This is a genomic window from Deinococcus misasensis DSM 22328 (assembly GCF_000745915.1).
Taxonomy (GTDB): domain Bacteria; phylum Deinococcota; class Deinococci; order Deinococcales; family Deinococcaceae; genus Deinococcus_C; species Deinococcus_C misasensis.
This window is the reverse complement of the sequence record NZ_JQKG01000031.1, coordinates 25,695-49,247: the sequence shown is the minus strand read 5'-3', so window position 1 is coordinate 49,247 and position 23,553 is coordinate 25,695. Positions and strand designations below refer to the sequence as shown.

Sequence of the window (23,553 nt, the reverse complement as noted above, 5' to 3'; positions counted from 1 at the left end):
CATGCAAAGCCCGCCAATTGGCACCCTGCAAGCGACAGGGTTCAAGGTAACATGAAACCCTTGTGCTGTAAAGGGTTGAGGTTCCCGAAACACTTAGACAAAAAGCTGTCACGCCACAGGTACTGCTCCTTCCAAAACACCAAAAAACCTTTGTCCAGAGGGGTTTAAATCGTCTCGACAGATTTTCACAAGATGCACAAAGTGTAATTGAGATGTAAGGAAACGGTTCAGGATTTTGGTGACAGCCGAGAGCCGAGAGCCGAGAGCCGAGAGCCGAGAGCCGAGAGCCGAGAGCATCATGTGATACGTATCAGAAATGGTCAAGGGAATCAGGTGGAGCAAGCAAAAGAACCCATGGGAGACTGTCCTCCAAGCACATGTTCAGGGCAAGACAGCGTACGAGCCCTTGTTTTGCACAAGAAGTTATGCCTTGCCCTGAACGTATTGTTCAAAGCTTTATTGCTCTCGGCCCTCGGCCCTATGCCCTCGACATCTGGCCTTTTGCTTTCTGCCCTTTCCTCAACCATCAAGCCCCACTTTGCCCATGAACGCCCCAATTTCCCTGTCATGGCGCACAAATAACCCATCTTGCCTACAGCTTGACAAAAAGAGAATTTGTACATATCATACTTCTTGCCCTGCCGAGGTGGCGGAATTGGTAGACGCACTACTTTGAGGGGGTAGCGCCCGTTTGGGTGTAGGGGTTCAAGTCCCCTCCTCGGCACCAGAGATCAAAGCTCCTTTTCAGGGGCTTTTTTTGTTTTTGGACAAAAAACGGACCGATCTGGTCCATCCCTGCTGAACACCCTGCAAATCCATTTAAACTGCTGGCATGAAAACCGTGGGCATCTACATTTTTGATGAGGCAGAAGTGATGGATTTCAGCGCACCTTTTGAGGCTTTCAGTGTGGCCAATCGACTGAAAGTGCGAGACGGTCAACCCGAGCCTTACCACGTTGTGCTGATTGCTGAGCAGGATCGGCCTGTTCAGGCACGCAACCGTTTTCAGGTTTTGCCCCACCACACGCTGCAAAACCATCCTGCTCTGGACATTTTGCTGGTGGCTGGAGGGGTGGTCACTGCCGAATTGCACAAGCCAGAGGTGATCCAGTGGATCAAAAACGTCCACCAGAGCACCCAGATCACTGCATCCATTTGCACAGGAGCGTTTCTGCTGGCAGAAACCGGAATGCTGAACGGCAAACCTGCCACCACCCACTGGGAAGACCTGCAAGACCTGCAAGATGCTTATCCAGAGGTGCAGGTGCAAAGCCATGTGCCTTTCACGCAAGAAGGCAAGATCTTCACTTCTGCGGGGGTCTCTGCTGGGATGATCCTGAGCCTGAACCTGATCGGTCTGGATTTTGGCATGGATTTTACGGTCAGGGTGGCCAGGCAAATCGAATTTCCCTTTGAGGTTTGAGCAGAAGGCTGAAAGCCAAAAGCAGAAGGCATGGGACAAGAACCCCATGCCTTCTCTGGACCTTTTTTACCTTTTGTTTTACAGCTTTGAGAGGCGGTCCATGAACTTCAAGGCAAATTCAATGCCTTTTTCAAAGTGGGCAATCACGATGTTTTCGTTGGGGGCATGCACCCTTGAGGCGTGGTTGCTGATGCCTGCGGCCACCACAGGCAAACCAATCGCTTCAATGAAGGGGTGCATTGGGCCACTGCCTGCACTGCTCGGGTGCAGAACCGCAGGATGACCGTGCACTTCAGAGGCCACTTCCAGAGCGGTTTGCACGAATGGATGGGAAACATCGCTGCGGGCGGGGTGTTCGTGGCTTTCCAGTTCAACCACTTCGATGTCCGAAAGGCCATGTTTTTCAAGGTGGGCTTTGAGGAGTTCCAGCACCTTTGCTGGAGACTGATCGGGCACCAGACGGAAATCCACTTTCACGAAACCTTCGGCTGGGAGAACAGTTTTGCTGCCAGCATCGCCATATCCACCATGAAAACCGTTGACATTGAGGCAGGGTTCGAAAATCAGGCGTTCGTAGTAAGAAACGCCTGAGACATCTCCAAGGTAGCCTTTGATGCCGTAAGCCTGTTTGGTGGCTGGGCTTTCGTCAGGGATGCTCTGGATGGCCTGAAGGTCTGCCTCTGAAGGTTTGCGCACATCGTCGTAAAAACCATCAATGGTGACCCGGCCTGTTTCATCGCGCATGCTGGCAATGGCTCTGGAAAGCTTGTAGAGCGGATTGTCCACCACCGCCCCGAGGCTGGAGTGCAGGTCTGAATCCGAGACTCTGGCCCGCAATTCCAGACAGATGATCCCTTTGAGGCCTGCATAAATGATGGGGCGACCGTGGGGATCAATGCTGCCAAACTCCCACCAGCACCCATCTGCCTTGAGTTCCTCTGCATGCTCATGAACGAAACGGCCCAGACTCGGGCTGCCGATTTCCTCCTCCCCTTCAATCAACCATTTGATCTTGAGGGGCAGTTTTCCACCATGCTGGGCTTTGAGGGCACGCACAGCCGCCAACCGGGAAACGAATTCTCCTTTGTCATCGCTGATGCCCCGTCCATACAGGCGTCCGTCCCGTTCGGTGGCCACAAAAGGAGGAGACTCCCAGAGTTCGATGGGCGACTCGGGCTGCACGTCATAGTGGTTGTAAATCAAGAGGGTGCGGTCTCCCTCTCCGGCTTCGGCCACCAAAATCGGAGCGACCTCTCCAAGGTAAGACTGCACCGTGAAGCCTTCGGCTTGCAGCAGTTCGCTGACATGGTGGGCGGTTTCGGCCAGCATGCGTCCCTGTGCGGACACGGATTCCAGAGCCACCAGTTCGGCCAGGTCCAATCTGGCCTGATCGATGAAGGGTTTCAAGTTTTGCATGGTGCAAGCATAACCCTCTGGCATTAGGAATCCACATCCGCTACAACACCTATTGCAAGTTCAACGTTTGCCTCCCAGAGGATCACCTTGAAGAAATCCTTCAAACCACCTCATCGTTGAAAACTTCAGCATGGCAAGCATGGTCAGGAGGGAGCAATCCGACTGGGTCACTCTTGGCACGCATTTTCAATTCATCGGTGGCCTGATGGGCACGTTCACTGCCCAGCCAGGGAACCCAGTAAGCGTGCATGGTGTCCAGCACCCACTCCAGAGGGAAAACCTCGTGCAGGTTGGGGGCATAGATCAGCAGGTCCATGTTGGTGACGGGTCCTCCATCTGGGCCTCCCACAGGTTGATGGTATTCGATGTCGAGTTGCTTGAATCCCATTCCAGCAAAGACTTTTCTGCGCTGTCTGGGATCAAAGCCGTATTCTTTTTCTTTGGCCCACTCTTCTTCAGAAAGGCGCTCAGGGGCCACCACATCAATGAACACCGCTCTGGGAGGGGCCTTGGCAATTTCGGTCAGGGTTTCCCATCTGGCGAGGTGCAGGGCTTTGGCCACCCCTTTGCCTCTGGCTTCAGGGTCCACAGCAAGGATGCTCGAAAAGCCTGCGTGGGCAGGAGGGAGGTAATGAAAAACCGTGCCTCCCAGCACTTTGCCCTCTTCCACAGCAACCAGCAACACATCGTTGCGGTGAGGGCTGGGATTTTGCATGGTTTGCTTGATCACCCACATGGGGATCAGCATGTCGGGATCAAAATAAGCCCGGTTCTGCAGTTCTCCAAATTCGTCAATTCTCGGGTCGTTCCAGTCAGTGATTCTGACAATTTCCAGCATGGTTTCACGCTAGCCGAAAGGCTTCAGAAAGATTAAAGGAAAAAGCCCAATTGGAGGAGTACCGTAAGCGTAGGTGAAGAAATGAAGCAAGATTTCCCACAATTGGTCATCGGTCTTTTTTTGCTGGGCATTGCTCTGGTCGCCAGTGCTTTCATTGCGGTCTCGGGGTTTCGGGACATCAAGAAAGCCGACGACACCATCACAGTGACAGGCAGCACCAAGCAAGCCATCACTTCGGATCATGTGATCTGGGATTTTCAATTGAGCACGCAAGGCACCGAATTGCAAAACCTGTACACCGAAATCAGCACCGCCACCCGGGCCGTGGATGACTTCCTGAAAACCCAGAAGCTTTCTGCTGAAGAGTTGGTTTCAGATGCCATCGTCACCGAGCCCACCACCTTCTACAACCGGGACGAAGCTGGGCGTGAGGTCAGCGTCAAAGGGTACATCCTGCGCAAGCACTACCAGATCCGCAGCAACGAGGTGAAAAAAGTGGTGGCCATCAACCAGAGCGCCAGCAGCCTGATTGCCCGTGGCATTCCTCTGGAATCGAGCCCAATGCAGTACCTGTACACCAAACTGCCTGAACTGCGCATCAAACTGCTGGAAGACGCCACCAGAGACGCTCGAGAACGCGCCAATGTGATGGTGAAAAGTGCAGGAAGCACCCTCGGGGCCATGAAAAGTGCCCGGATGGGGGTGTTCCAGATCACCCCCCGCTTCACCACACAGGTGGACGATTACGGTTCTTTTGACACCACCAGTCTGGAAAAAGACGTGACCGCTGTGGTGACCGTGAGTTTCGCTGTGCAGTAAACCCTTTCATTTGCATCTTCATTTGCATCGAAAAAAGAAACAGGAGGGAAATCCCTCCTGTTTTTGCTGTCTTGAGGCTGTGTAGAACGGGCGCAAATCAAACTTTGCTGAGTTCCTGCCACAGAAAGCTGTACACCAGAGCCTGCCAGTGGGCCATTTGCTGGTGGTTTGCAGATCCGCCGTGTCCGCCCTCAATGTTCTCGAAGTAAAGCACTTCGTGGCCGGACTCTTGCAACTTGGCCACCATTTTTCGGGCATGGCCGGGGTGCACACGGTCATCTCGGGTGGAACTGAGGTAAATGGTTTTGGGGTAAGGCTGCTCGGTGGCAGATTTGATGTTGTGGTAAGGGCTGTACTGGCTTAAAAAATTCCAGTCTGAGGTCTCTGGATCTCCGTATTCGGCCATCCAACTGGCTCCGGCCAGCATCTTGTGGTACCGGAACATGTCGGTGAGGGGGACTTCAGACACCACGGCCCCGAACAGGTCTGGACGCTGGGTCAGCATCACACTGGTGAGCAAACCTCCGTTGCTGCCTCCACGGGTCCCGAGGTGCTCTGGGGTGGTCACCCGACGCTGGATCAGGTCTTCTGCCACTGCGATGAAGTCATCGTAGGCGTTCTGGCGGTTGGCCTTGAGGGCGGATTGGTGCCAAGAGGGGCCATACTCTCCTCCGCCACGGATGTTGGCCAACACATACACGCCCCCTCTGGTGAGCCATCCCTGCCCGAGGGCTGCACTGTAGGTGGGCATTCTGGCATTTTCGAAGCCTCCATATCCGTACAGCAAGGTGGGGTTCTGACCGTCCAATTTCGGACTGCTGGAGGCCACCTGAAAATAAGGAATGCGGGTGCCGTCTTTGCTGGTGGCAAAGTGCTGCTCTACATGCAAACCTGCAGGATCAAAATGCATGGGGTTGGCTTTGAGCGGTTGCTGGGTGCCATCTGGCAGCAAACGGTACAGGGTGTTTGGGGTCAAAAACCCGGTGACCATCATGAACGCTGCGTCGCTGTTGCTGGCATCTTCAGCCCAGAGCTGGATGCTCATCAACTCTGGCACGGAAATCCGAGAATGCATCCAGCCCTGTTCAGAACGGGAAAAGGCGTACACTTCGCTGCGCACATGGTTGAGGGCCATCACCAGCACATGGTCACGGGTGACGGTGATGCTCTGCACCGACATGCCCTCTGTGGGCTGAAACAGCAGGGAATACTCTGGAGAAGAACCCAGAGCATTTTCCAGAGCTGTGCTCAGAAGGCTGCCTGCAGGAAAAGTCTGCCCCTTTTGCACCAATTCTTCCCTGAGCCAGTACACCACCTGATCCTGAAAAAAGGTGGCTTCTGCACGAGGGGGTTGCTGGAGTTCACGGACCTGTCCCTGCCATTCCAGTTGAACTGTGGCATTGAAAAACTGCACCAGTTGACGGATCAGAGGGCGCTCTTTACCGGCCACAGGTTCGGAGTAACACCATGCACCCACATCCTCAGGTGAGCCAGAATGCACCACTCTGGCATCGTGCAAGGACTCTCCCCTTGTCCATTCGCGGGTGATGAAAGGGTATCCAGAGGGGGTTTTTTCCTGATCGTTCAGGGCAGCGGTGAACCAGATGGTGTTTTCATCTTTCCAGCACACCGATTGTTTACACTCTGGCAACTCAAAACCGTCTGTCACAAAGGCTTGCTGGGTCAGGTCATATTCCCGGATGACCACAGCATCTGCGCCCCCGCGCGACAGATACAGCAAGGCACGTTCTGGACGCTCTGGACAGAGGGCTGCACCCTTCCAGACCCAGTTGACTTGCTCCAGACGGGCCACCTCATCCAGGTCAAAAACAACTTCCCAGAGGGGTGCAGGGGTGGCATAAGATTCGGGGGTGGTTCTGCGCCAGAGGCCTCTGGGATGGTCCTCGTCTTTCCAGAAGTTGTAGTAATTGCCTTTAAAGCCCTCTGGCATGGGGATGTTGTCTCTGGCATTCAAAGCTGTTTCAATGTGGCTGCGCAGACCCTGAAATCCTTCTGCGTTTTCCAGCGCTTCCAGCGCCTGACGCTGGTTTTTCACCCAATTCAGGGCCCTCTGGTCTTCTATCGCTTCCAGCCATAAATACGGATCATTTGTTTCGTGCATCAGGACCTCTTGAGACATGGTTCTTTCAACATACCTTTTTCCAAATGAGATCGGCGTGATCTCAGGGGAAACCCTGATCTTGTGGCATTCCCATGCAACGCCACAGAACAAAAACACGTAATTCCTTTATCCCACATTGCAACACCCATTGCTTGCAAGGAAAGATGCACAGGAGGCAAAAAATGCTCAAAGCTTTGAAGTGGACATCTCGAAAAGTGCTGGCCCTTTTGGTGGCCGCTCTGGTGGTCGGCGTGTCTTTTGCAGCCCTCGAAGGCTTGGAGGACAACACCTTTTTTGAAACCGTGCTGGCTGCAGGTTTTTTTGCATTTTATCTGGGAGGGCTTCCTGCCCTGCTGGCCAGTGGCATTTCAGATGCTTTTGCCATCAGGCTGTCCAAACACCGTTTTCAAGTCGCCTTGCTGATCCATTTGCTGGGTGGCATTTTGATGGTGTTCGTGTTGCTGGGCTTTCGCAGCAACCTGTCTGGCGAAGATTGGCTTTTTGTGGGCCTGTCACTGGTCGCTGCTCTGGTGTTTTTCTTCATGGATGAGGGCTTGAAGCACAAACGCTGGCTCGTGAACTGAGTGACCCGAGGGACCCAGAACCATCACGGGGCTTTTGTCCCAAAAAACATACCATACTGTATGGTATGTTTTTCTTGTGAAGACCATCCGCAAAGACTGGTTCATGGCTGGAATGACCTTGCTGGCCACCGAAGGGCTCCGTGGCCTGAAAATGGACACCCTCTGCCAGAGCCTGCAGGTCACCAGGGGTTCTTTTTACCACCATTTTTCCTCTCTGGACGATTACCAGCAAAACCTGCTGGATTTCTATGAGCAGGTCACCACCCTGAACATCATTGAACACCTGAAAACCATCACAGACCCCAAAAAACGCCTGCGCACCTTGCTGGAACACATCACCCAGTACGATCCTGCTCTGGAGGTGGCTTTTCGAGGATGGGCTCGGGTGGATGAACGGGCCAGAGCGGTTCAGGAACGCATCGACCAGACCCGTGAGAGGTATGTGCAGGATCTGGTTTCTGAAATTTTGGATGGGCAAGATGCCTTGAAAGCGCAGGCCCTGTACTGGCTTTTTCTGGGCAGTCAGCAGATTTTGCAGCATGACCCTGCCCAAAAAGCCCGTGTTCATTTGCTGGTTCTGGAACATCTGGGGCTGTAAACAGCACCCATCCCAAAGGAGAGCAGCATGATTCACACCCGATTCAAAGCAGACGCCCCTCCAAGAGCCCTTGTTCCCTTCCTGAAAAAGGCCCATTACATTGAGGTCAAAACCTTCCAGAGCCGTCAGGGTTTGCGTGATTTTCTGGCAGGATGCTTCTCTTACAGCCCTTCATGGCTGACCTTGCTTTATGCCCTTCGGGGCAAACTGGTGCCTTTGCTGGGTCTGCAAGGCCATGGGGCACCCCAGTTCAAAAAAGTGGCCCCTCAGGATGTGCCTTTCCGAAAAGGTCAAAAACTGGCCTTTTTTACAGTGCAACATGCAGAAGGAAACCTGTGGATCTCTGGGGTCTCTGACAAACACCTGACCGCTTATCTGGCTGCAGAAAAAGAACAGGAGCACATCCGCATGTACACCCTGATCGAGTACCACCACTGGACCGGCAGGCTGTATTACTTCATCATTGCGCCTTTTCACCATCTGGTGATCAATGCCATGATCCGGGCTGGACTGCGAGCACAACCCTGATGGTTCTGAACAAAGCTGCACTGACCACAGGGGGTTTTTTTGTGCTGGTTTTTGGGGTGCACACCTTCATGGGGGGTCAGGAGGTGCTGCAATTCCGACCAGAGAACGTGGCCGCCCACCAGAATTGGCTGATGAAAGTGGGCGCATTCCATCTGGTCACCATTGACTTGCTGGTTCTGGCGGTGGGTTTGATTTACGCCAGCCTGAAATTTCCCTATCGCCAGAGGATCTATCGGTCCGTTGCAGGATTGTGCTTTCTGTATGGGATTTCGTGGTTTTTGCAGGTGGCACTCTGGCAACAAGGCCGTCAGGATTTCTGGATGCTTCCCCAGTGGGTGCTGTTTTTTCTGGCAGGTCTGGGAGCATGGGTGGCCAGCCTCAAAAAACCTTCTTGAAAAAACCACTTGAAAAAACCTGAATTGAAAAACCCCGGCCATGGGGACCGGGGTTCAAGCGTCAATTGTTCATCACAGTGTTCATTCAGACCTTCAAGGAGGGGAAAATCTCAGTGCAGGTCGCGTCTTCCAAAGTCCAGCACACTGAGGAACACGATCACGAGGGTCAGGCCAGAGGCCAGCATCAGGGTCAGGCTCTGGTGGTCAGGACTGCCGACCATGCCCAGGTAGGTCCAAGGGATGTACATCCAGAACTTGGTTCCGGTGGCGAATCCGGCAGCCATCACACCCAGAACGGCAAGGCTGATGTTGAGGGCCATGGCTTTGACACGCATGCTGATCCACAGGTGCAAGGTCACCAGAGGAAGGGCTGCGAAACTGCTGAGTCCAAGGGTTTTGAGCACATCCAGCACCTGATGCTCGGGACCGAAACCGCGAATCCAGCCGATGGTCAGGTACACGGACCCCATCACCAGAATGCCCAGAGCCAGCAGTCCAATCAGGGCAATCAGTTTGGTGAAGTACACCTGTGCCCGACTGATGGGCTGAACCAGCAGGTGCTTGAGGTGGTTGTCCTGGGTTTCCAGTCCCCATACCTGAGAGCTGATGATGGCTGCACCAAAGGGAAGCACCATTTGCATCCACATCTGGGTCACAAACTGCCCGAGGGTTTTCCAACCCATGACCCCTTTCATCTGGCTCAGGCCACCGTTGGAGAAGGTGAACACAGCCCAGATCAGGAGGCCCAGACCCAGAGGAACACCAACAGAAAGCAGCAAAGTGGGGGTGCGGCGGTATTTCAGGGCTTCAGCTTGCAACAAACCGATCATTGTTTTTTCTCCCGGGTGATGTTCACAAAAAGGTCTTCAAGGGTGGCCTGATAAGGGGTGACGCTGTACACATCAAAGTTGTTCTGCACAAGGCTGCGGATGATCTGGGGGGCATGTTCTGAAGTGCCGGGCAACTCAATGCGTCCGTCTTGAATTTTGGCCTCTGGATGGCTCTTTTGAAGCTGACTGAGGGCCACCTGCAGGTCGCTGGTCTGAATGCGCAGCACCGGTTGTGAGCTGCCTTGCAGGTCTTTGAGTGCCCCCTCAAAGCGCATCTGGCCCTTGTGGATGATGCCCACGTGGGAGGCCATTTGCTCCACTTCAGAGAGGATGTGGCTGGACACCATCACGGTGATGCCACGCTGGGGCAGGGACTGGATCAATTCACGGACTTCGCGGATGCCATTGGGGTCAAGGCCGTTGGTGGGTTCATCGAGGACCAGAAACTCTGGAGAGCCCATCATGGCAGCAGCGATGGACAGGCGGCCTTTCATGCCCAGAGAATACCCGCGCACCACCCGGTTCTGGGCGTCTTTGAGGCCCACATAATCCAGCAATTCAGGAATGTGACGGTCGCTCATGCGGCGCAGTCTGGCAATGACTTGCAGGTTTTCTTTGCCGGTCAGGTGGCCGTAGGCACTGGGGGCTTCCACGATGGCACCCACTTTGGACAGGGCCTTGCGGTTCAGGTGCTGGTCAAACAGTTGGATGTTGCCTTTTGAAGGGCGGATCAGGCCCAGCAGCATGCGGATGGTGGTGGTTTTGCCCGCACCGTTGGGGCCGAGAAAACCGTAAATCTGTCCGGGGCGGATGTTCATGTTGATGCCTTCTACGGCGGCCCGGGGACCATAGGTTTTGTGTAAGTCTTGAATGGCAAGAATGCTCATGTGTTCTCCTCCGTTCTTATGGATTTAGTGTACTAGTAGACTAGTGCACTGTCAACACCCCTCACTCGAATCTCAATTTTTGACTCAGTACAGAAATTTGGTTACACTGGAAACACCTACAACGGACACAAGGAGACTTCAAACATGTTCCAAGCGGATTTACTGGCAGGCAAACACGTGCTGGTCACCGGTGGTGGCAGCGGTCTGGGCAAAAGCATGGTCAAACGGTTTTTAGAACTCGGGGCAGAAGTCACCATTCTGGGACGCCGCGAAAATGTGCTGCAAGAAACAGCAGAAGAATTCAAAGATCTGGGGCCGGTCTTTTACCAGACCTGCGATGTCCGCAACCCCGAGCAGGTCACGGAAGTGCTTGATCTGATTGAGAAGCGCAAACCCATTGATGCTCTGGTCAACAATGCCGCAGGGAATTTCATCTCTCCCACCCAGATGCTGTCCCACCGCGCAGTGGACGCCGTGCTGGGCATTGTTTTGCACGGCACCTTCTATTGCACCTTGGAGCTGGGCAAACGCTGGATTGCCCGCAAAAGTGGCGGTGTGGTGCTGAACATTGCCACAACCTACGCCCAGAGCGGAAGCGGCTATGTGGTGCCCAGTGCAGTCGCCAAAGCTGGAGTGGTGACCCTGACCAAATCTCTGGCTGCGGAATGGGGCAAATACGGCATCCGTCTGAATGCCATTGCACCCGGTCCTTTCCCCACAGAAGGGGCATGGGAACGCCTGATGCCCTCTCCAGAGTTTGGAGACAAACTCAAAAGCCGTGTGCCCTTGCGCCGATATGGCGAGCACATCGAACTGGCCAACCTTGCCAGTTACCTCCTGAGCGACCTCTCTGGATTCATCACAGGCGACCTGATTCACATTGATGGTGGAGAAAGCGTCTGGAACGCGGGGGAATTCAACATCCTGGATGAGCTTTCCCCTCAGGACTGGATGAAGATGGCCGAAAGCCGCAAAAAAGGCTGAAACAAATGTGACAAAACTGTAACCCTTTTTGAGGGGCACACGGTACACTGTGCCCATGGACATACAGGGACGCATTGGCGGCAGCAGCGTGGGCTACGACATTCAAGCCACCTACACACCCCCTCTGGTTCATGGGCGCATTGGTGGTCATCACATCGGAAAAAACATTCTGCTCAACATCGAACACCAGACTGTGCATGGACGCATTGGTGGCAGCAGCGATGGTTTTGATGTGAATGTCAGCCTCGGTAAACACACCGAAGGTCGGCTGGGTGGAAATTTCATAGGACAGGATGTGCAATTCGAGGTGCAAGGCCAATCCATCACAGGCAGACTGGGTGGAGCCACGTTGGGATTCGATCTGAATTTGCACATGGACCACCAGCAACTCACTGGACGCATCGGAGGCCACATCGAAGGCAAAGACCTGACCCTTCATGGACCTGCACCAGCAGAAATCCTGACCTTGCTCGGGGTGGTGGCCTTCAAAGTCTTGCAAGACGACACTGAGCACAGTTCCGCCAGCGCAAGCAGTGGTTGAAACCAGAAACCCTCAGTCAGAGCTGAGGGTTCTTCTTTTGCCAGAGAAAAGCTATTCCAGACTGCCGATCACATTCAGGTAAAGCTGCACAAAAAGGGTCTCGTCGATGGTCTGGTTGTGGTTCCAGGTGGCACTCACACAGAAACGGTTGCCTGCTGCATCAACAAGTGCTGTGGTGAGGTTCAAGACGCCCACCTCGCTGCCTCCCTTGTAACTGACCTGTTTGAAATCTCTGGGGTTCACCGGACCGGGATTGATCTGGGTGACCTTGAGGTTCTGGACTTTTTCCATCAGGTTGCAGGCTTCCAGAGGGGTCATCAGCCATTCTGCACGCAAGTCTCCGGGCACATTGGCATACACGATTTTGGACGCAGGGATCAGGTCGAGTTGCTTCAAGACCTCCTGCCTGACGTTCACATCGCCAGTCACATAACGGTCCAGAGCCGCTTTGTTCTGGGTGTCCCTGAGGGCAAACAGGTTTCGTGTGGTGAGCAAGGGTTTGTTGCGCCCTGGAAGGAATTTTTCGATGCTTTCACGCCCAAGCACCCGAATCAAAACATCGGTGGCGGTGTTGTCGCTCTGGGAAACCATCAAACCTGCCAGAGTTTCCAGAGTCAAAGAAGACCCCACAGGCCACTCTTGCAGAAAGCCACTCGGGAGGCTGATGTCTCCTTCTTGCAATTGGGTCACGGTGTCCCATTTGAGGGTGCCAGCATCGATTTTCTCTTGCAAAGCTGCCAGAACCGCCAGTTTGAAAGTGGAGCCCACCGCCAGAGGATCGGTGGTGCCTGCCTCCTGCACCTTCTGACCATTTTTAAGCACCAACACCGAGAATTTGCCGGGCAAATTGAAGTACGCCTTGATGGCCCCTTTCAGGTCTTTGACTCTGGGCTTGCTGCCTGTGAACAACAGGGTGGTGATTTTGCCCTGAGCATCCAGACGGATGGTGGCGTTCACCAGCGTTTTTTCAAACTCAATCACAAAGTTCTGGCCGTCTGGGGTGACTTTCTGAAAAGCCCCACCCTGCTTCACCAGACCGCTGATCACCGTCTGAATTTGCGCCAGAGGCACCTGTTTGAGGATGTCTGCGGCAAACCATTCGGATTTGACAGGACCTTGATTGAAAAGCCGGGCGAGGGCCTGCTCTGGGGTGACCTGTGAAAACTGCGCAGAAGCCACACCTGCCAGAGCAACGACCGCCATCACAGCCAAAGGCATTGAACGCTTGAACATGAATCTTCTCAACTCCTCGAAGCGGTTTTCATGGTGCACCGCACTTTTATGAACTGTTTTGAAATCAGAACTGTGCACCTTCAAGGTTGCTCAGAACACCCTTTGATCACAACTGGTGCCACCTGCGAACATTCAGGGTGCCCTCTTCCATGCCGACCACAATGATGGGCTCTCCCACTTGCAAAGCATCGCTGGAACGGGCATGAAACTCGGTGACCTGGCCCGAGACGGTCAGCATCACTTTGCCGGGATGCTCTTCTCTGGGGGGAACCAGCACTTTTCCGGTTCTGCCCACGAGATCTCCGACCTGACCGCTGAACTCTTGCTGGCGCGCATATCGGAACAACCATCCAGTGGTGATGCCCACGCTGATCCCGGTGATCACTGCAAACACCCATTGACCACCCATGCTGAGCCCCATGCGCCCTGCAATCACGCCACCCAGACCAAAAAAAGCCAGTGCGAACACCAGAGCCCGCAAATTCAACCACGAAAAAATGTCCTGCAAATCCGCATGACCCACATCCGGGGTGCCATCGTGCTGAAACAGCAGCGACACCAGAATCAATGCACCTCCAATCAGCAAACACAACCAGAAAACCATGGGATCCTCCGCCTCACAATACGAGGTTCATGCAACAAATGTTCCTGCGGCCTTTTTGAGGACTTTTATACAATAAAACAACATGGACATTCTCGAAACCTGTTTGTATGTGAACGACCTGCTGGAAGCAGAAAACTTCTACTGTGGCCTGCTCGGGTTTGAGGTGTACTCCAGAAGACCTCCACGCCACATCTTCTTGAAAGCAGGCAACGGCATGCTTTTGCTGTTCAACCCCGAGGAGTCCCTGAAACCCGGTTCCCTGCCTGTGCATGGAACACGTCCTGGAGGCCACATCTGCTTTGAAATGGCTCAGGAGCGCCTTGACTTCTGGGAAGCCCGTTTTGAGCTGGCAGGTTTTGCCGTCACCCGTTATGACTGGGGTGCACCCAAAGGAGAGTCTTTGATGGTCTACGATCCCAGTGGGAATCTGGTGGAGATGGCGTCCAGAGCACTCTGGGGTTAAATCCCCCGTTGCTTGCATGGCTTGCAAGTGGCCCCTTAAAGAAGGGGTAAGCATCCCTTGTGGCGCTTGCCCAAACAAAAGTCCCCCTGAGATCAGGGGGACCGCTTTGAGCTTGCGAGAAGCCGGGGGTAACAGGGGGGTTACTTGGGTTCGTTGACGATGGTGATGCGGCCTTCCAACTGGGGGTTGGCGGACTTCACAAAAGCGAAGTAATCGTTGACGACCACGTAATCGGTCAGGTAGGTGTCCTGACGGAAACCTTTGGCGTTTTTCAGCACGGCGAAATTGTCCCCACCGTTGGCAATGAAGTTGTTGGTCACCACTTTGTAGGTGGCGGCACGGTCAATGGCTTTGAAGGTGCCATCGGCCTGCTTGATTTCTGCACTGAGCACGCGGCTTCCTGCAGGTTTGGTGGGATCAAAGCTGTAACGCATTCCGCCCACTTGCAAGAAACGGCCTGCACCGTTGGCCCAGTCGCTCACGCCGTTTTCCAGAGCAGCGATGACTTCCTGTCCAGTCAGGTCCATCACGTACACGGTGTTGCCGAAGGGCTGCACGGTGATGGTGTCTCCGTTGGTGACGGTTCCGGCCTGAATGGTGGCGCGGATGCCCCCACCGTTCATCAGGGCAATCTGGGTGCCGTATTTCTGGGTGGCCCACAGGTAAGCGTCGCTGATGAAGTTCCCGAGGTTGGTTTCGCGTTTGCGCACATCGGCACGGTCACCGTTCAGTTTGACGGCAGCGGTGCCCACCGGGGTTTTCCGGAAGGCTTCGAGGGGAAGCTGGAAGGCGCGCATGGTGGCGGCCAGACGGATGTCGTTTTTGTAGCTCTGGTTGACGGGGTACACTTTGCCGTTCCAGCTCTGGGGCACGCCGTCTTCGTTGAAGGCCACGCGCAGGGAGCCGTAGAATTTGGCCCATTCCCAGGATTGCACGATCAGAACGGTGTTGCCGTTGGCATCCTGCTTGACGGTGGGGTAATCGCCCTCTGGAGCAGGCAGCCCGAGTCCTTCGTATTTGCCGAGGGGGGTGTGGCTGTGGCCGCCGATGATCACGCCCACCCCTTTGAGTTGGGGAGCCAGAGCAAGGTCCACGCTGTAACCGAGGTGGGACAGCAGCACGATGTGTTTGACGCCCTGAGCACGCAGTTCGTCTGCGGCTTTCTGGACGGTTTCTCTGGGATCAAGGAATTTGACCGTGTCGCCGGGGCTGGAGGTGATGGGGGTATCCGGTGTGGTCACACCGATCACACCCAGAGGGCCATTTTCGGTTTGCAGGACCACGTAGGGTTTGATCAGGCCTTTGAGTTTTTCGTCGCCAGAGGCGTCGATGTTGGCAGACACCACAGGGAAACTGGCGTTTTTGATGTAGTCGGCAAGCTGGGCAGGTCCGTTGTCGAACTCGTGGTTGCCGATGGTCTGGGCCTGTGTACCGAAAGCTTCCATGTAGGCAAGGTCAGCGAGGCCTTTGTACACCTGACCGTAGAGGGTTCCGGTGAACACGTCGCCAGCGTCCAGCACCACAGGGTTCAGGGAGCGACGTTTGAGTTCGTCAATCAGGGTTTTGACGCGGGCAACCCCACCGTACTGCACACTGAAGGCTTTGCCGTCTGGACCGGTGCCGGTCACGGTGGTGGGTTCGAGCCTGTCGTGGGTGTCGTTGGAGTGCAGGAAGGTGAACAGGGTCAGGCCAGAGCTGCTCTGTGCTTTGGCGGCACTGCCACTCACAGTGATGGCGCTTCCCAGACCGAGGATCTTCAGCAGGTTACGGCGTGAAATCTTACTCATCTTTCCCCCTAATCAAATTGGTGCAAAACACAGCCTGACCGTGTCTTACAGTGTTTTGGACTTCCGTCAGATCAGTATCATACAACTTTAGATGGAGTACAAGTTTTATGGATTGAAGTCGGTTTAAGTTTTCAAAAGAACACTGGGGAAATCAAAGCACCCATACAGGGAAAACCCCAATTGAAAAGTCTGATTTTGAGGGGTTTTTCTCTGGATGCGAAATACACAAACCCTTGCCAGAGGTTCAATACAGGAATTCACGGATGTCATAACGGGCAGCTTTCAAACCTCTGGCACGCAAGGCCGTGGCCCAGAAGGTTAATTCGGTCTCGACCTCTGGCTCGGTCATGGGGGTGAAGCCTGCTTCTGCCCTTTTTTCTGCGTAGGTGAAACCCGGGTGCTCCACAAAAGGGGAAAGGTAAATGAGGTCCTTCCCATCCAGAGGCATTTTTGACAGCACTTCAAAGGTGGCTTCCCTGTGGGGCATACGAAGTTCATGGCCTCCCACACCCACCATCAGGATCAGGCCCACCTGCAAACCTGCGGTTTTGAGTTCCTGCACAAAGGCCAGAAGGTCTTGGCGGTTGCCCGGTTTGTTGATGAATTCCAGCACCCCATCGTGACCGCTTTCCATTCCGATGAACACCCGGCCCAGCCCCAGAGCCCGCAATTCCTGCCACTCCTGCACCGAATGCCTGCTCCCTGTGAACACATCAATGAAACTGGCGATGGGCAAGGCTGGGAAAGCATCACGGCTGGCCCTCAGCATGTCTTTCAGGCGGGTCACACTGAGGGCCAGAGCGTTGCCATCCGCCAGAAAAATGCTTTTTCTGAGCAGGACACCTTGACCCAGAAAAGCTTTGACCGCCTGCACATGCTCCCGAAACTCCTCGGGGGTTTTGACCTTGAAAGGACGGTCCGCATAGAAATTGCAGAAAGTGCACTTGTTCCAGGTGCATCCTTCGGTGGCCTGCAAGACCACTGAAAGGTACTGGTCTGGGGGCAGGATCGAAATGGGACGGTACACCTGCAAAAAACGCTCCCTTTCCGAAAACAATTGATCCGGGGTTTTGATGTGCTGCAAACGGATTTGCAGCTCCTCTGGAAGGTCAGGGAGGTGTGTTTGCACCAGAGCATGCACCTCTTCAAACACCTGTCCGGCCTCCTGAGGGGTCAGCACTTTGCGCTGTCTGCCCTGCTCCTGGTGGCGCAGGTGCACCCCACTGGCAAGGTCCCTTTTGTACACCATCCCCTTCCTGAACAACGAAACCAGACGGCCTTCAAGGTCGAAGGAAACCACCGTCTCGGGGTCAGGACTGAAGGTGGTGCTGTGGGGATACAGGTGGTGCTTCATGGCCCGAGTGTACCGATTGCAAGCCCACCAAAGCAAAAGCTGTCTTGATGGCAAGCAAAACAAAGTCTTTGTTGGAAATGGGCTCAAAATTGCAAATCTGTAAACGTTTTCGGAAACACATCCTTACATCCGCTTAACAATGCTCCATGAAACCCCTATAATTCAGATGGACTCACAACGTCAGGAATTCCGTGTCAAAGGAACAGCATGCCGATCTGGGATGAATTGAGCGAGGCAATTGAAAGTGGTGTGGTGGTCACCAATCCACAGGGGTATTGTATTTACAGCAATGCTTTTGCCCGTTCCCTGCTGCCACCAGATCCTCTGGAAACCCCCATGGGCAGCCATTTCACCGAAAATTTGCAAGACCTTTTTCGCGGAGAGCAACTTCCCAGCGAAGGCCGCCACCTGACCGCCCACCTGAAAAACGCCGAAGAGCTGCACCTGTTCGTGAAAAGCCGCCCGAGTGGTGGGGCTGTGGTGTTCCTGCAACCCGGACGTGCAGAACTGTCCAAAGTGCTGCAACGCGAAGAACGGTTCCGGGCACTGGTGGAAATTTCGCCAGATGCCATTTGCATGCTCAATGAGCGACTGGACATCATGTATGCCAACAGCAGCATGACCTCCCTGCTCGGGCTTGCCGAACACCAGATCCTGAACCTCAACCTCTGGCAACTGGTCAATCCAGAGGATCAGGCTTTCCTGCTGCGCCTGATGAACGCCCTTCCAGACATGGAGGAGGTGCTTCCGGCCACCGAACAGCACTGGCACACCCCCGGTGGGGAACCTCTGGAAGTGGAGGTGGTTTGCCGCTCATGGCTGGAAAGCGACTCCAGAGAACGCATCACCGTCTTGATCGCCAGAGACATCCGGGCACGCAAAGCCTCTGAACGCCAGTTGCGGGAAAGCGAAGCCCGCCACCGCACCATGCTGAATGCCATTCCAGACACAGTGTTCCTGATTGACCATCAGGGGATTTGCCGGGATGTGCACTCTCCAGCCCCGGAATTGCTGGCTGCACCAGTGCAATCCTTGCTCGGGCAACGCATTTTCGACCTGTTCATGCCAGAGTTGGCCGAGCTTTTTGAGCATGTGATTGACAAGGCTCTGGAAACTGGCGAACTGCAAACGGTGGAATACACTTTGGAGCTGGAAGGCAAAATGCAGTTTTTCGAGGCCCGCGTGATGCGTCACAGCAAGCAGGATGTGCTGGCCGTGGTGCGCGACATCACCGACCACAAAGCCTATCTGGAGCGCCTCGAATACCTGAACCAGTACGACCAGTTGACCGGACTGCACAACCGTGCCCACCTGCAAGAAAACGCAGAGCAATTGATCCTGACCTCCGAGCCCCATCAGGTGGTGGGAGTGATGCTCTGGGACGTCAACCGCTTCAAGGACATCAACGATTCTCTGGGTTTTGCCACCGGAGACGAGCTTTTGCAGGCGGTGGCCCGCAGGTTGCGCCGCCACATCGCCCACCCGGATGTGCTGGGCAGGCTGGACGGAGACGAATTCGCCATGGTCCTGCGCCGCTCATCCATTGCAGAACTGATGCAGGTGGCCTACACCGTTCAGCAGGGCTTTGAAAAACCCCTCAAATTCGGAGGCCAGAGGCATGTGCTGTCTCTGGCAATGGGTCTGGCGATTTACCCACAGCAAGGCCAGACCTACCACGACCTGCTGCGTGAAGCCAATTCTGCCCTCAGGTACGCCAAAATCAACCGTCAGGGGATTGCGGTATACCGTCCAGAGTTTGATTTCCCTTCCAGCGAACGCATGCTGATGGAGCAAGAACTCCGCGACGCCATCCAGAGCCGCAACCTGCAACTGGAATACCAGCCCCTCTGGGACATCCAGAGGCACAAACTCTGGGGTGTGGAGTGTCTGGTGCGCCTGAAAAACCGTGAAGGCGGATTCATCCCGCCCGAAGATTTCATCGAACTTGCCGAAGAAACCGGACTGATCCGCAAACTGGACCAGCACGTCATCGAGAAGGCCATGGGAGAGTTGCAGGGCACCGATTTCGTGTGTTCGGTGAACCTGTCTCCCAGCACCCTCAGGGATTCAGAATTCTTCGGGTGGATGCAGGAATTCGCAGCTCAACTCGGGCCTAGAGCGGCCCAATTGCAAATCGAAGTGACCGAGGGAACCCTGATGCAGGAACGTGATTTGGTGGTGGGACGGCTGGAGGATCTGCGCAAACTGGGCATCAAAGTGGCACTGGACGACTTTGGGGTGGGGTACTCTTCGATGAGTTACCTGAAACACCTCCCTCTGAATGTCTTGAAACTGGACCGCAGTTTCACCACGCACCTTGTGGAGTCCGAAACCGACAACCGCCTGATGGACAGCCTGATCCAGCTCGGGCACGGTCTGGGCTTTCAGGTGATTGCCGAAGGGGTGGAAACCCTCGAACAGGTGGAGTGGCTGAAAGCCCACCACTGTGATTTCATTCAGGGCTACTACATTTCCAGACCCCTCGGACAGCACGCCCTGCACCTGTGGATGGAGACCCTCAGGTGACGGTGATGGTGCTCCCTGTGCGTTCCTGGGGTCGGCTGGCGGTGCCTTTGCTGACTGCAGCAGGGGTGATTCTGCTGGTCCAGCTTTCTCCCCTGCCCCTTGTGGGGGTCATTCTGGCGGCTCTGGCTGCAGTGTCGTTGGTGCTGTATCCCATTCCAGCGTCCCATCTGAGCGCTCTGGTGATTGCCATTCTGATGGTTCTGGGCTGGAACACCCCCATCGAAAGCAAAACCATGCTGGTGGCCGGAAGCCTGATCCTCACCAACCTGATCGGCCTGTATTACCGCAAGCCCCGCACACCCAAAAGCCTCGCCACCCAGTCCCTGCTGCTGGGCCTCTGGACCGAACTGGAAGACAGCCCGACCATCGATGGGGTCCTGAACTACACCAGAGAATTCCTTTTGAAGCATGGGGTCAAAACCGTGGAGCTGCACCACAACATCACCCAGACCCTGCCCAACACCTATTCCATTTACGCCCTCAACCAGAGGGTCACCCAGCTTGAAGTGCGCGGGGTGCCTTCCCACATCCAACTGGATGACCTCTTGAAGGTGCTGGAAGCCCGGCTGTCCCAGATTGCCCGAAATCAGGAAAATGCTTTCCTGAACTACATCACTCTGGAGCTGCAAGACGCCCACAACCTCAAAGAAGGGGCCGAACAGGTGTGTTATGCCCTGCTGTCCCACCGCAATTACACCAGTTGCGGCGTGTACCTCTACGACAAGAAAGAATTTCTGCCTTACGCGCACACCTTCTCTGAGGCCACCCCGATTGCTTTTGGTCACAACCTGCTCTGGAAAGCTTATCTGGAGCAAAGGGCTCTGTTCACCCACGATGAAGTGACCGCGCGCAACCACGGCCTGACCGACTTTGAGAAAGCGGCTGTGGCCATCATCCCCCTGCCCTCCCTGAGCCGATCCAGAGCCTTTCTGGTGGTGGGACGCAAAGAATACGAGCGCTGGGACAGCGAGGAACAGGAGTTCCTCAGCAACCTTGGCAGGCAACTGGGCATGCTGATCCAGAAACAAACCCTGCTGGAACGGCTCAGCAAAAGCGAAGCCATCCTGAGCGCCCTGCGCTCCCTGAGCCTTGATGAATTGAACTCCCTCCTGATGACTGCAGCCGCAGACCTGCTGCCCGGCGCACAATACGGTGCCCTGCTGATCCGTGAAGACCAGCATTACCGGATGGTGGCCAGTCAAGGGCTGGACCTCGGACCTCTGGCCCACGTGCGGATTCCAGAGGAAGACGTCCTGATCTGGTACGGCGGGTCCAAAGAAGAGTGTCTGAAGGGGATTCCACGCATCCGCAGGTTGACCCAGCAGGATCAGGACATCCGGCGCATCCAGAGCACCGTGCTTCAGGACCTTGTGCCCCTTTCCAGACTGCAAGCCGATTTGTGCGTCCCCATCGTACACAACGGAGAATTGCTGGCTTTTCTGTCTCTCAACAACATGCTGGACCGCCATGCCTTCGATCAGGACGCTCTGGAGGTGGCCGGACTGCTGGGAAGCCAACTGGCCGTGATCGTGCAGGAAGCCAACCTGAGGCAGGAGCTTTCTGATGCTGCTGCCACCGATCCTCTGACCGGACTGCCCAACCGACGGGCCATGGAAAACCTGATTCCTCTGGGACTGGCCAGCCTGCGGCGCAACGGACAGGACGCCAGTTTCCTGCTGATGGACCTGAACGGCTTCAAGGGCATCAACGACCACTTTGGGCACAAGTTCGGCGATGACATCCTGAAACAGGTGGCCCGTTCCCTGAAAGGGGTGCAGCGTTCAACGGATCTGATTTTCCGTCTGGGTGGAGATGAGTTCCTCGCTTACCTGCCTGCCACCACCCTGCCAGAGGCCAAACAGGCTGCTGAGCGTTTCCGACATGCCATCGAGGAACTCAGCTTGAAAGAGCACCCTCTGGGGGCCAGCATCGGGATTTCCTGCTTCCCAGAGGAGTCCGAGAACCTGCAAGAACTGGTCCGCCTTGCAGATGAGCGCATGTATGAGGCCAAACAAACCCACCATGCCTTGAAGTCACGTTTTCGCACTTGAAAGCCTGCCCAAAACCCCGTAGGCTGACATCGAATGTCGGATTATGCCCCTCCACCAGACCACCAGAGGCTGTATCTCGAAGTCCAGTACCTCGGGACGCATTTTCAGGGCTGGCAAATGCAGGCACAGGGAGAACGCACTGTTCAAGCAGTCCTGCATGAGGCCATCCAGAAGTTCGCAGAGGCGCACCCTCCTGTGGCCTGTGGCCGCACCGACACAGGCGTTCACGCCGAAAACATGCCGGTGCACATCGACGTCAAAGGTTTGAGGTTGCCGATTTCCAAACTGAAACGTGCCCTCAATGCCCACCTTCCAGCAGATGTCAGCGTTTTGAAAGCCGAACTGGCCCCACAAGGTTTCCATGCCCGGTTCAGTTGCCAGTGGCGGGCCTACCGTTACGACCTCCTGCTGAGCGAAGACCGGCTTCCCCTCTATGAGACCCGTGCACTGAGGGTCTCCCATGCACTAAACTTGGAACAGATGCAACAGGCCGCGACACTGCTGGTCGGAGAGCACGATTTTCGGGCATTCGCCACCCAGGAAGAACGGCAAACCCGTCGCATCATTTACGACTGCCACCTGATCCGCTCTGGCGTTCACCTTTCCATTCACATTCGGGGAGAAAGCTTTCTCAGGCACCAGATCCGTGCCATCATCGGAACCTTATTGCTGATTGGCAGTGGCAAAATGCCACCGGCTGACCTTGAAGCCCTCCTGCAAGGCAAAGACCGCGCCGAAGCAGGACCCAACGTCAAACCCCACGGCCTGCACTTTCTGGGCGCAGGTTACTGAATCGAGACACGGACAAGACCATGTACGACATCATTGGTGACATTCACGGATGCCATGCAGAATTGCAGCGGCTTCTGAAGCAACTCGGCTATTCGGCACGCTACCGCCACCCCGACAACCGCCAACTGGTGTTCGTCGGAGACATTGCAGACCGTGGCCCTCAGGTGGTGGAGGCCTACCAGCTGGTCATGCGACTGGTGCGCGAGGGGGTCGCCCAGTGCGTGATGGGCAACCACGACCTCAGGATCCTGAACCACCTTTCGGGTCAGGGGAAAGTGGACTCTCCCAACACCCGGCAATCCATGCTGCAAATTGAAGCTGCGCCCAAAAGCTTTCAGGCAGACCTCTTGTCTTTCCTGACCGGCCTTCCCCATCAACTGACCCTCGATCATGGCCGACTGATTGTGGCCCACGCTGGACTGCCCACCATCCACCACGGACAGAACACCCCAGAGGCCCGCCAGATCGCCATTCACGGTGAGCGGGTCATGCACAACGGCAAACTGACCCGCGTGGACTGGGCCAAAGACTATCAGGGGCCTGCTCTGGTGGTGTATGGGCACACCCCGGTTCGCAAAGTGCGCTGGGTGAACAACAGCGTCAACATCGACACCGGATGCGTGTTTGGTGGCAAACTGACCGGCCTGCTTTATCCAGAGCGCACCACCGTCAGCGTACCCGCCTCAAGGATCTACAACATCAAATCCGGCGTGTGGGACCAGTTCGGCATCTGACAAGCCATCAGCGGTCAGCACTCAGCCATCAGCGAAAAACCACC

General features: G+C 55.2%; 22 protein-coding genes and 1 tRNA gene. 14 read left to right on the top strand and 9 right to left on the bottom strand.

The genetic code is table 11. The features are described 5' to 3' along the window. The first annotated feature begins 640 nt into the window (after positions 1–640). Both Q371_RS16830 and Q371_RS16825 read left to right on the top strand, forming a co-directional pair. Positions 641–727, top strand: a tRNA-Leu gene (locus tag Q371_RS16830). A gap of 105 nt (positions 728–832) precedes the next feature. Beyond that, on the top strand, positions 833–1,423 hold the full coding sequence (locus tag Q371_RS16825) for a DJ-1/PfpI family protein (protein WP_034342371.1): 591 nt from the start codon (positions 833–835) through the stop codon (positions 1,421–1,423). A gap of 78 nt (positions 1,424–1,501) precedes the next feature. Here the strand turns inward: Q371_RS16825 and Q371_RS16820 are convergent, their stop codons facing one another. Together Q371_RS16820 and Q371_RS16815 are read right to left on the bottom strand one after the other, a co-directional pair. After that, entirely contained in the window at positions 1,502–2,839 is a 1,338-nt protein-coding gene (locus Q371_RS16820; RefSeq protein WP_034342396.1) for a M20/M25/M40 family metallo-hydrolase, read from the bottom strand. 100 nt (positions 2,840–2,939) lie between these two features. Continuing rightward, entirely contained in the window at positions 2,940–3,677 is a 738-nt protein-coding gene (locus Q371_RS16815; protein WP_051964646.1) for a GNAT family N-acetyltransferase, read from the bottom strand. A gap of 81 nt (positions 3,678–3,758) precedes the next feature. On the opposite strand from Q371_RS16815, the gene Q371_RS16810 reads away from it, so the two are divergent. After that, on the top strand, positions 3,759–4,496 hold the full coding sequence (locus Q371_RS16810) for an SIMPL domain-containing protein (protein WP_034342369.1): 738 nt from the start codon (positions 3,759–3,761) through the stop codon (positions 4,494–4,496). 97 nt (positions 4,497–4,593) lie between these two features. On the opposite strand, the gene Q371_RS16805 is transcribed toward Q371_RS16810, so the two are convergent. Then, entirely contained in the window at positions 4,594–6,636 is a 2,043-nt protein-coding gene (locus tag Q371_RS16805; RefSeq protein ID WP_034342390.1) for a prolyl oligopeptidase family serine peptidase, read from the bottom strand. 164 nt (positions 6,637–6,800) lie between these two features. Between Q371_RS16805 and Q371_RS16800 the strand changes: the two genes are divergently transcribed. The 4 genes from Q371_RS16800 to Q371_RS16785 all read left to right on the top strand — a co-directional run bounded on the left by Q371_RS16800 (position 6,801) and on the right by Q371_RS16785 (position 8,723). After that, on the top strand, positions 6,801–7,202 hold the full coding sequence (locus tag Q371_RS16800) for a hypothetical protein (protein WP_034342366.1): 402 nt from the start codon (positions 6,801–6,803) through the stop codon (positions 7,200–7,202). 76 nt (positions 7,203–7,278) lie between these two features. Further along, positions 7,279–7,800: a TetR/AcrR family transcriptional regulator gene (locus tag Q371_RS16795; protein ID WP_034342363.1), complete on the top strand. Its 522-nt coding sequence runs from the start codon at positions 7,279–7,281 to the stop codon at positions 7,798–7,800. A 27-nt stretch (positions 7,801–7,827) separates the two neighbouring features. Next, the gene (locus Q371_RS16790) at positions 7,828–8,328 is read left to right on the top strand and encodes a DUF2867 domain-containing protein (protein ID WP_034342360.1); all 501 of its coding nucleotides are present in this window, start codon (positions 7,828–7,830) and stop codon (positions 8,326–8,328) included. Continuing rightward, positions 8,328–8,723 (top strand): hypothetical protein, encoded by a 396-nt coding sequence (locus Q371_RS16785; RefSeq protein ID WP_034342357.1) that lies wholly within the window; start codon positions 8,328–8,330, stop codon positions 8,721–8,723. The genes Q371_RS16790 and Q371_RS16785 overlap by 1 nt, the downstream gene beginning before the upstream one ends. A 110-nt stretch (positions 8,724–8,833) precedes the next feature. Here Q371_RS16785 and Q371_RS16780 read toward each other — a convergent pair whose 3' ends face one another. Next, positions 8,834–9,553 (bottom strand): ABC transporter permease, encoded by a 720-nt coding sequence (locus Q371_RS16780; protein ID WP_034342354.1) that lies wholly within the window; start codon positions 9,551–9,553, stop codon positions 8,834–8,836. Then, a complete protein-coding gene (locus Q371_RS16775; protein ID WP_034342351.1) occupies positions 9,550–10,440 on the bottom strand; it encodes an ABC transporter ATP-binding protein in 891 nt (296 codons plus the stop codon). Before Q371_RS16775 ends, Q371_RS16780 begins: the two co-directional genes overlap by 4 nt. A 144-nt stretch (positions 10,441–10,584) precedes the next feature. On the opposite strand from Q371_RS16775, the gene Q371_RS16770 reads away from it, so the two are divergent. Beyond that, complete coding sequence (locus Q371_RS16770) at positions 10,585–11,424, top strand: SDR family oxidoreductase (protein WP_034342348.1); 840 nt, start codon at positions 10,585–10,587, stop codon at positions 11,422–11,424. Between the two features lie 55 nt (positions 11,425–11,479). Beyond that, entirely contained in the window at positions 11,480–11,965 is a 486-nt protein-coding gene (locus Q371_RS16765) for a hypothetical protein (RefSeq protein WP_034342346.1), read from the top strand. Between the two features lie 51 nt (positions 11,966–12,016). Here Q371_RS16765 and Q371_RS16760 read toward each other — a convergent pair whose 3' ends face one another. Together Q371_RS16760 and Q371_RS16755 are read right to left on the bottom strand one after the other, a co-directional pair. Then, entirely contained in the window at positions 12,017–13,198 is a 1,182-nt protein-coding gene (locus Q371_RS16760; RefSeq protein ID WP_211253857.1) for a serine hydrolase, read from the bottom strand. A 106-nt stretch (positions 13,199–13,304) separates the two neighbouring features. Next, positions 13,305–13,802 carry an NfeD family protein gene (locus Q371_RS16755; RefSeq protein ID WP_034342341.1) on the bottom strand — a complete coding sequence of 166 codons (498 nt, stop codon included), beginning with the start codon at positions 13,800–13,802 and terminating at the stop codon, positions 13,305–13,307. Positions 13,803–13,884: 82 nt separating this feature from the next. Here Q371_RS16755 and Q371_RS16750 point away from each other — a divergent pair, with 82 nt between their 5' ends. Then, positions 13,885–14,265 (top strand): VOC family protein, encoded by a 381-nt coding sequence (locus Q371_RS16750; protein ID WP_034342338.1) that lies wholly within the window; start codon positions 13,885–13,887, stop codon positions 14,263–14,265. 140 nt (positions 14,266–14,405) lie between these two features. Here the strand turns inward: Q371_RS16750 and Q371_RS16745 are convergent, their stop codons facing one another. Together Q371_RS16745 and Q371_RS16740 are read right to left on the bottom strand one after the other, a co-directional pair. Then, positions 14,406–16,052: a bifunctional metallophosphatase/5'-nucleotidase gene (locus Q371_RS16745; RefSeq protein WP_157442769.1), complete on the bottom strand. Its 1,647-nt coding sequence runs from the start codon at positions 16,050–16,052 to the stop codon at positions 14,406–14,408. A gap of 244 nt (positions 16,053–16,296) precedes the next feature. Continuing rightward, positions 16,297–17,406 carry a radical SAM protein gene (locus Q371_RS16740; RefSeq protein ID WP_034342336.1) on the bottom strand — a complete coding sequence of 370 codons (1,110 nt, stop codon included), beginning with the start codon at positions 17,404–17,406 and terminating at the stop codon, positions 16,297–16,299. Positions 17,407–17,613: 207 nt separating this feature from the next. Here Q371_RS16740 and Q371_RS16735 point away from each other — a divergent pair, with 207 nt between their 5' ends. The 4 genes from Q371_RS16735 to prpE are packed head-to-tail and all read left to right on the top strand — an operon-like array spanning position 17,614 to position 23,509. Next, positions 17,614–19,932 (top strand): putative bifunctional diguanylate cyclase/phosphodiesterase, encoded by a 2,319-nt coding sequence (locus Q371_RS16735; protein ID WP_034342334.1) that lies wholly within the window; start codon positions 17,614–17,616, stop codon positions 19,930–19,932. 5 nt (positions 19,933–19,937) lie between these two features. Beyond that, entirely contained in the window at positions 19,938–21,983 is a 2,046-nt protein-coding gene (locus Q371_RS16730; protein WP_157442768.1) for a GGDEF domain-containing protein, read from the top strand. Positions 21,984–22,016: 33 nt separating this feature from the next. Next, positions 22,017–22,775 (top strand): tRNA pseudouridine(38-40) synthase TruA, encoded by a 759-nt coding sequence (gene truA / locus Q371_RS16725; protein WP_034342329.1) that lies wholly within the window; start codon positions 22,017–22,019, stop codon positions 22,773–22,775. Positions 22,776–22,795: 20 nt separating this feature from the next. Beyond that, positions 22,796–23,509 carry a bis(5'-nucleosyl)-tetraphosphatase PrpE gene (gene prpE / locus Q371_RS16720; RefSeq protein WP_034342327.1) on the top strand — a complete coding sequence of 238 codons (714 nt, stop codon included), beginning with the start codon at positions 22,796–22,798 and terminating at the stop codon, positions 23,507–23,509. Positions 23,510–23,553 lie beyond the last annotated feature (44 nt).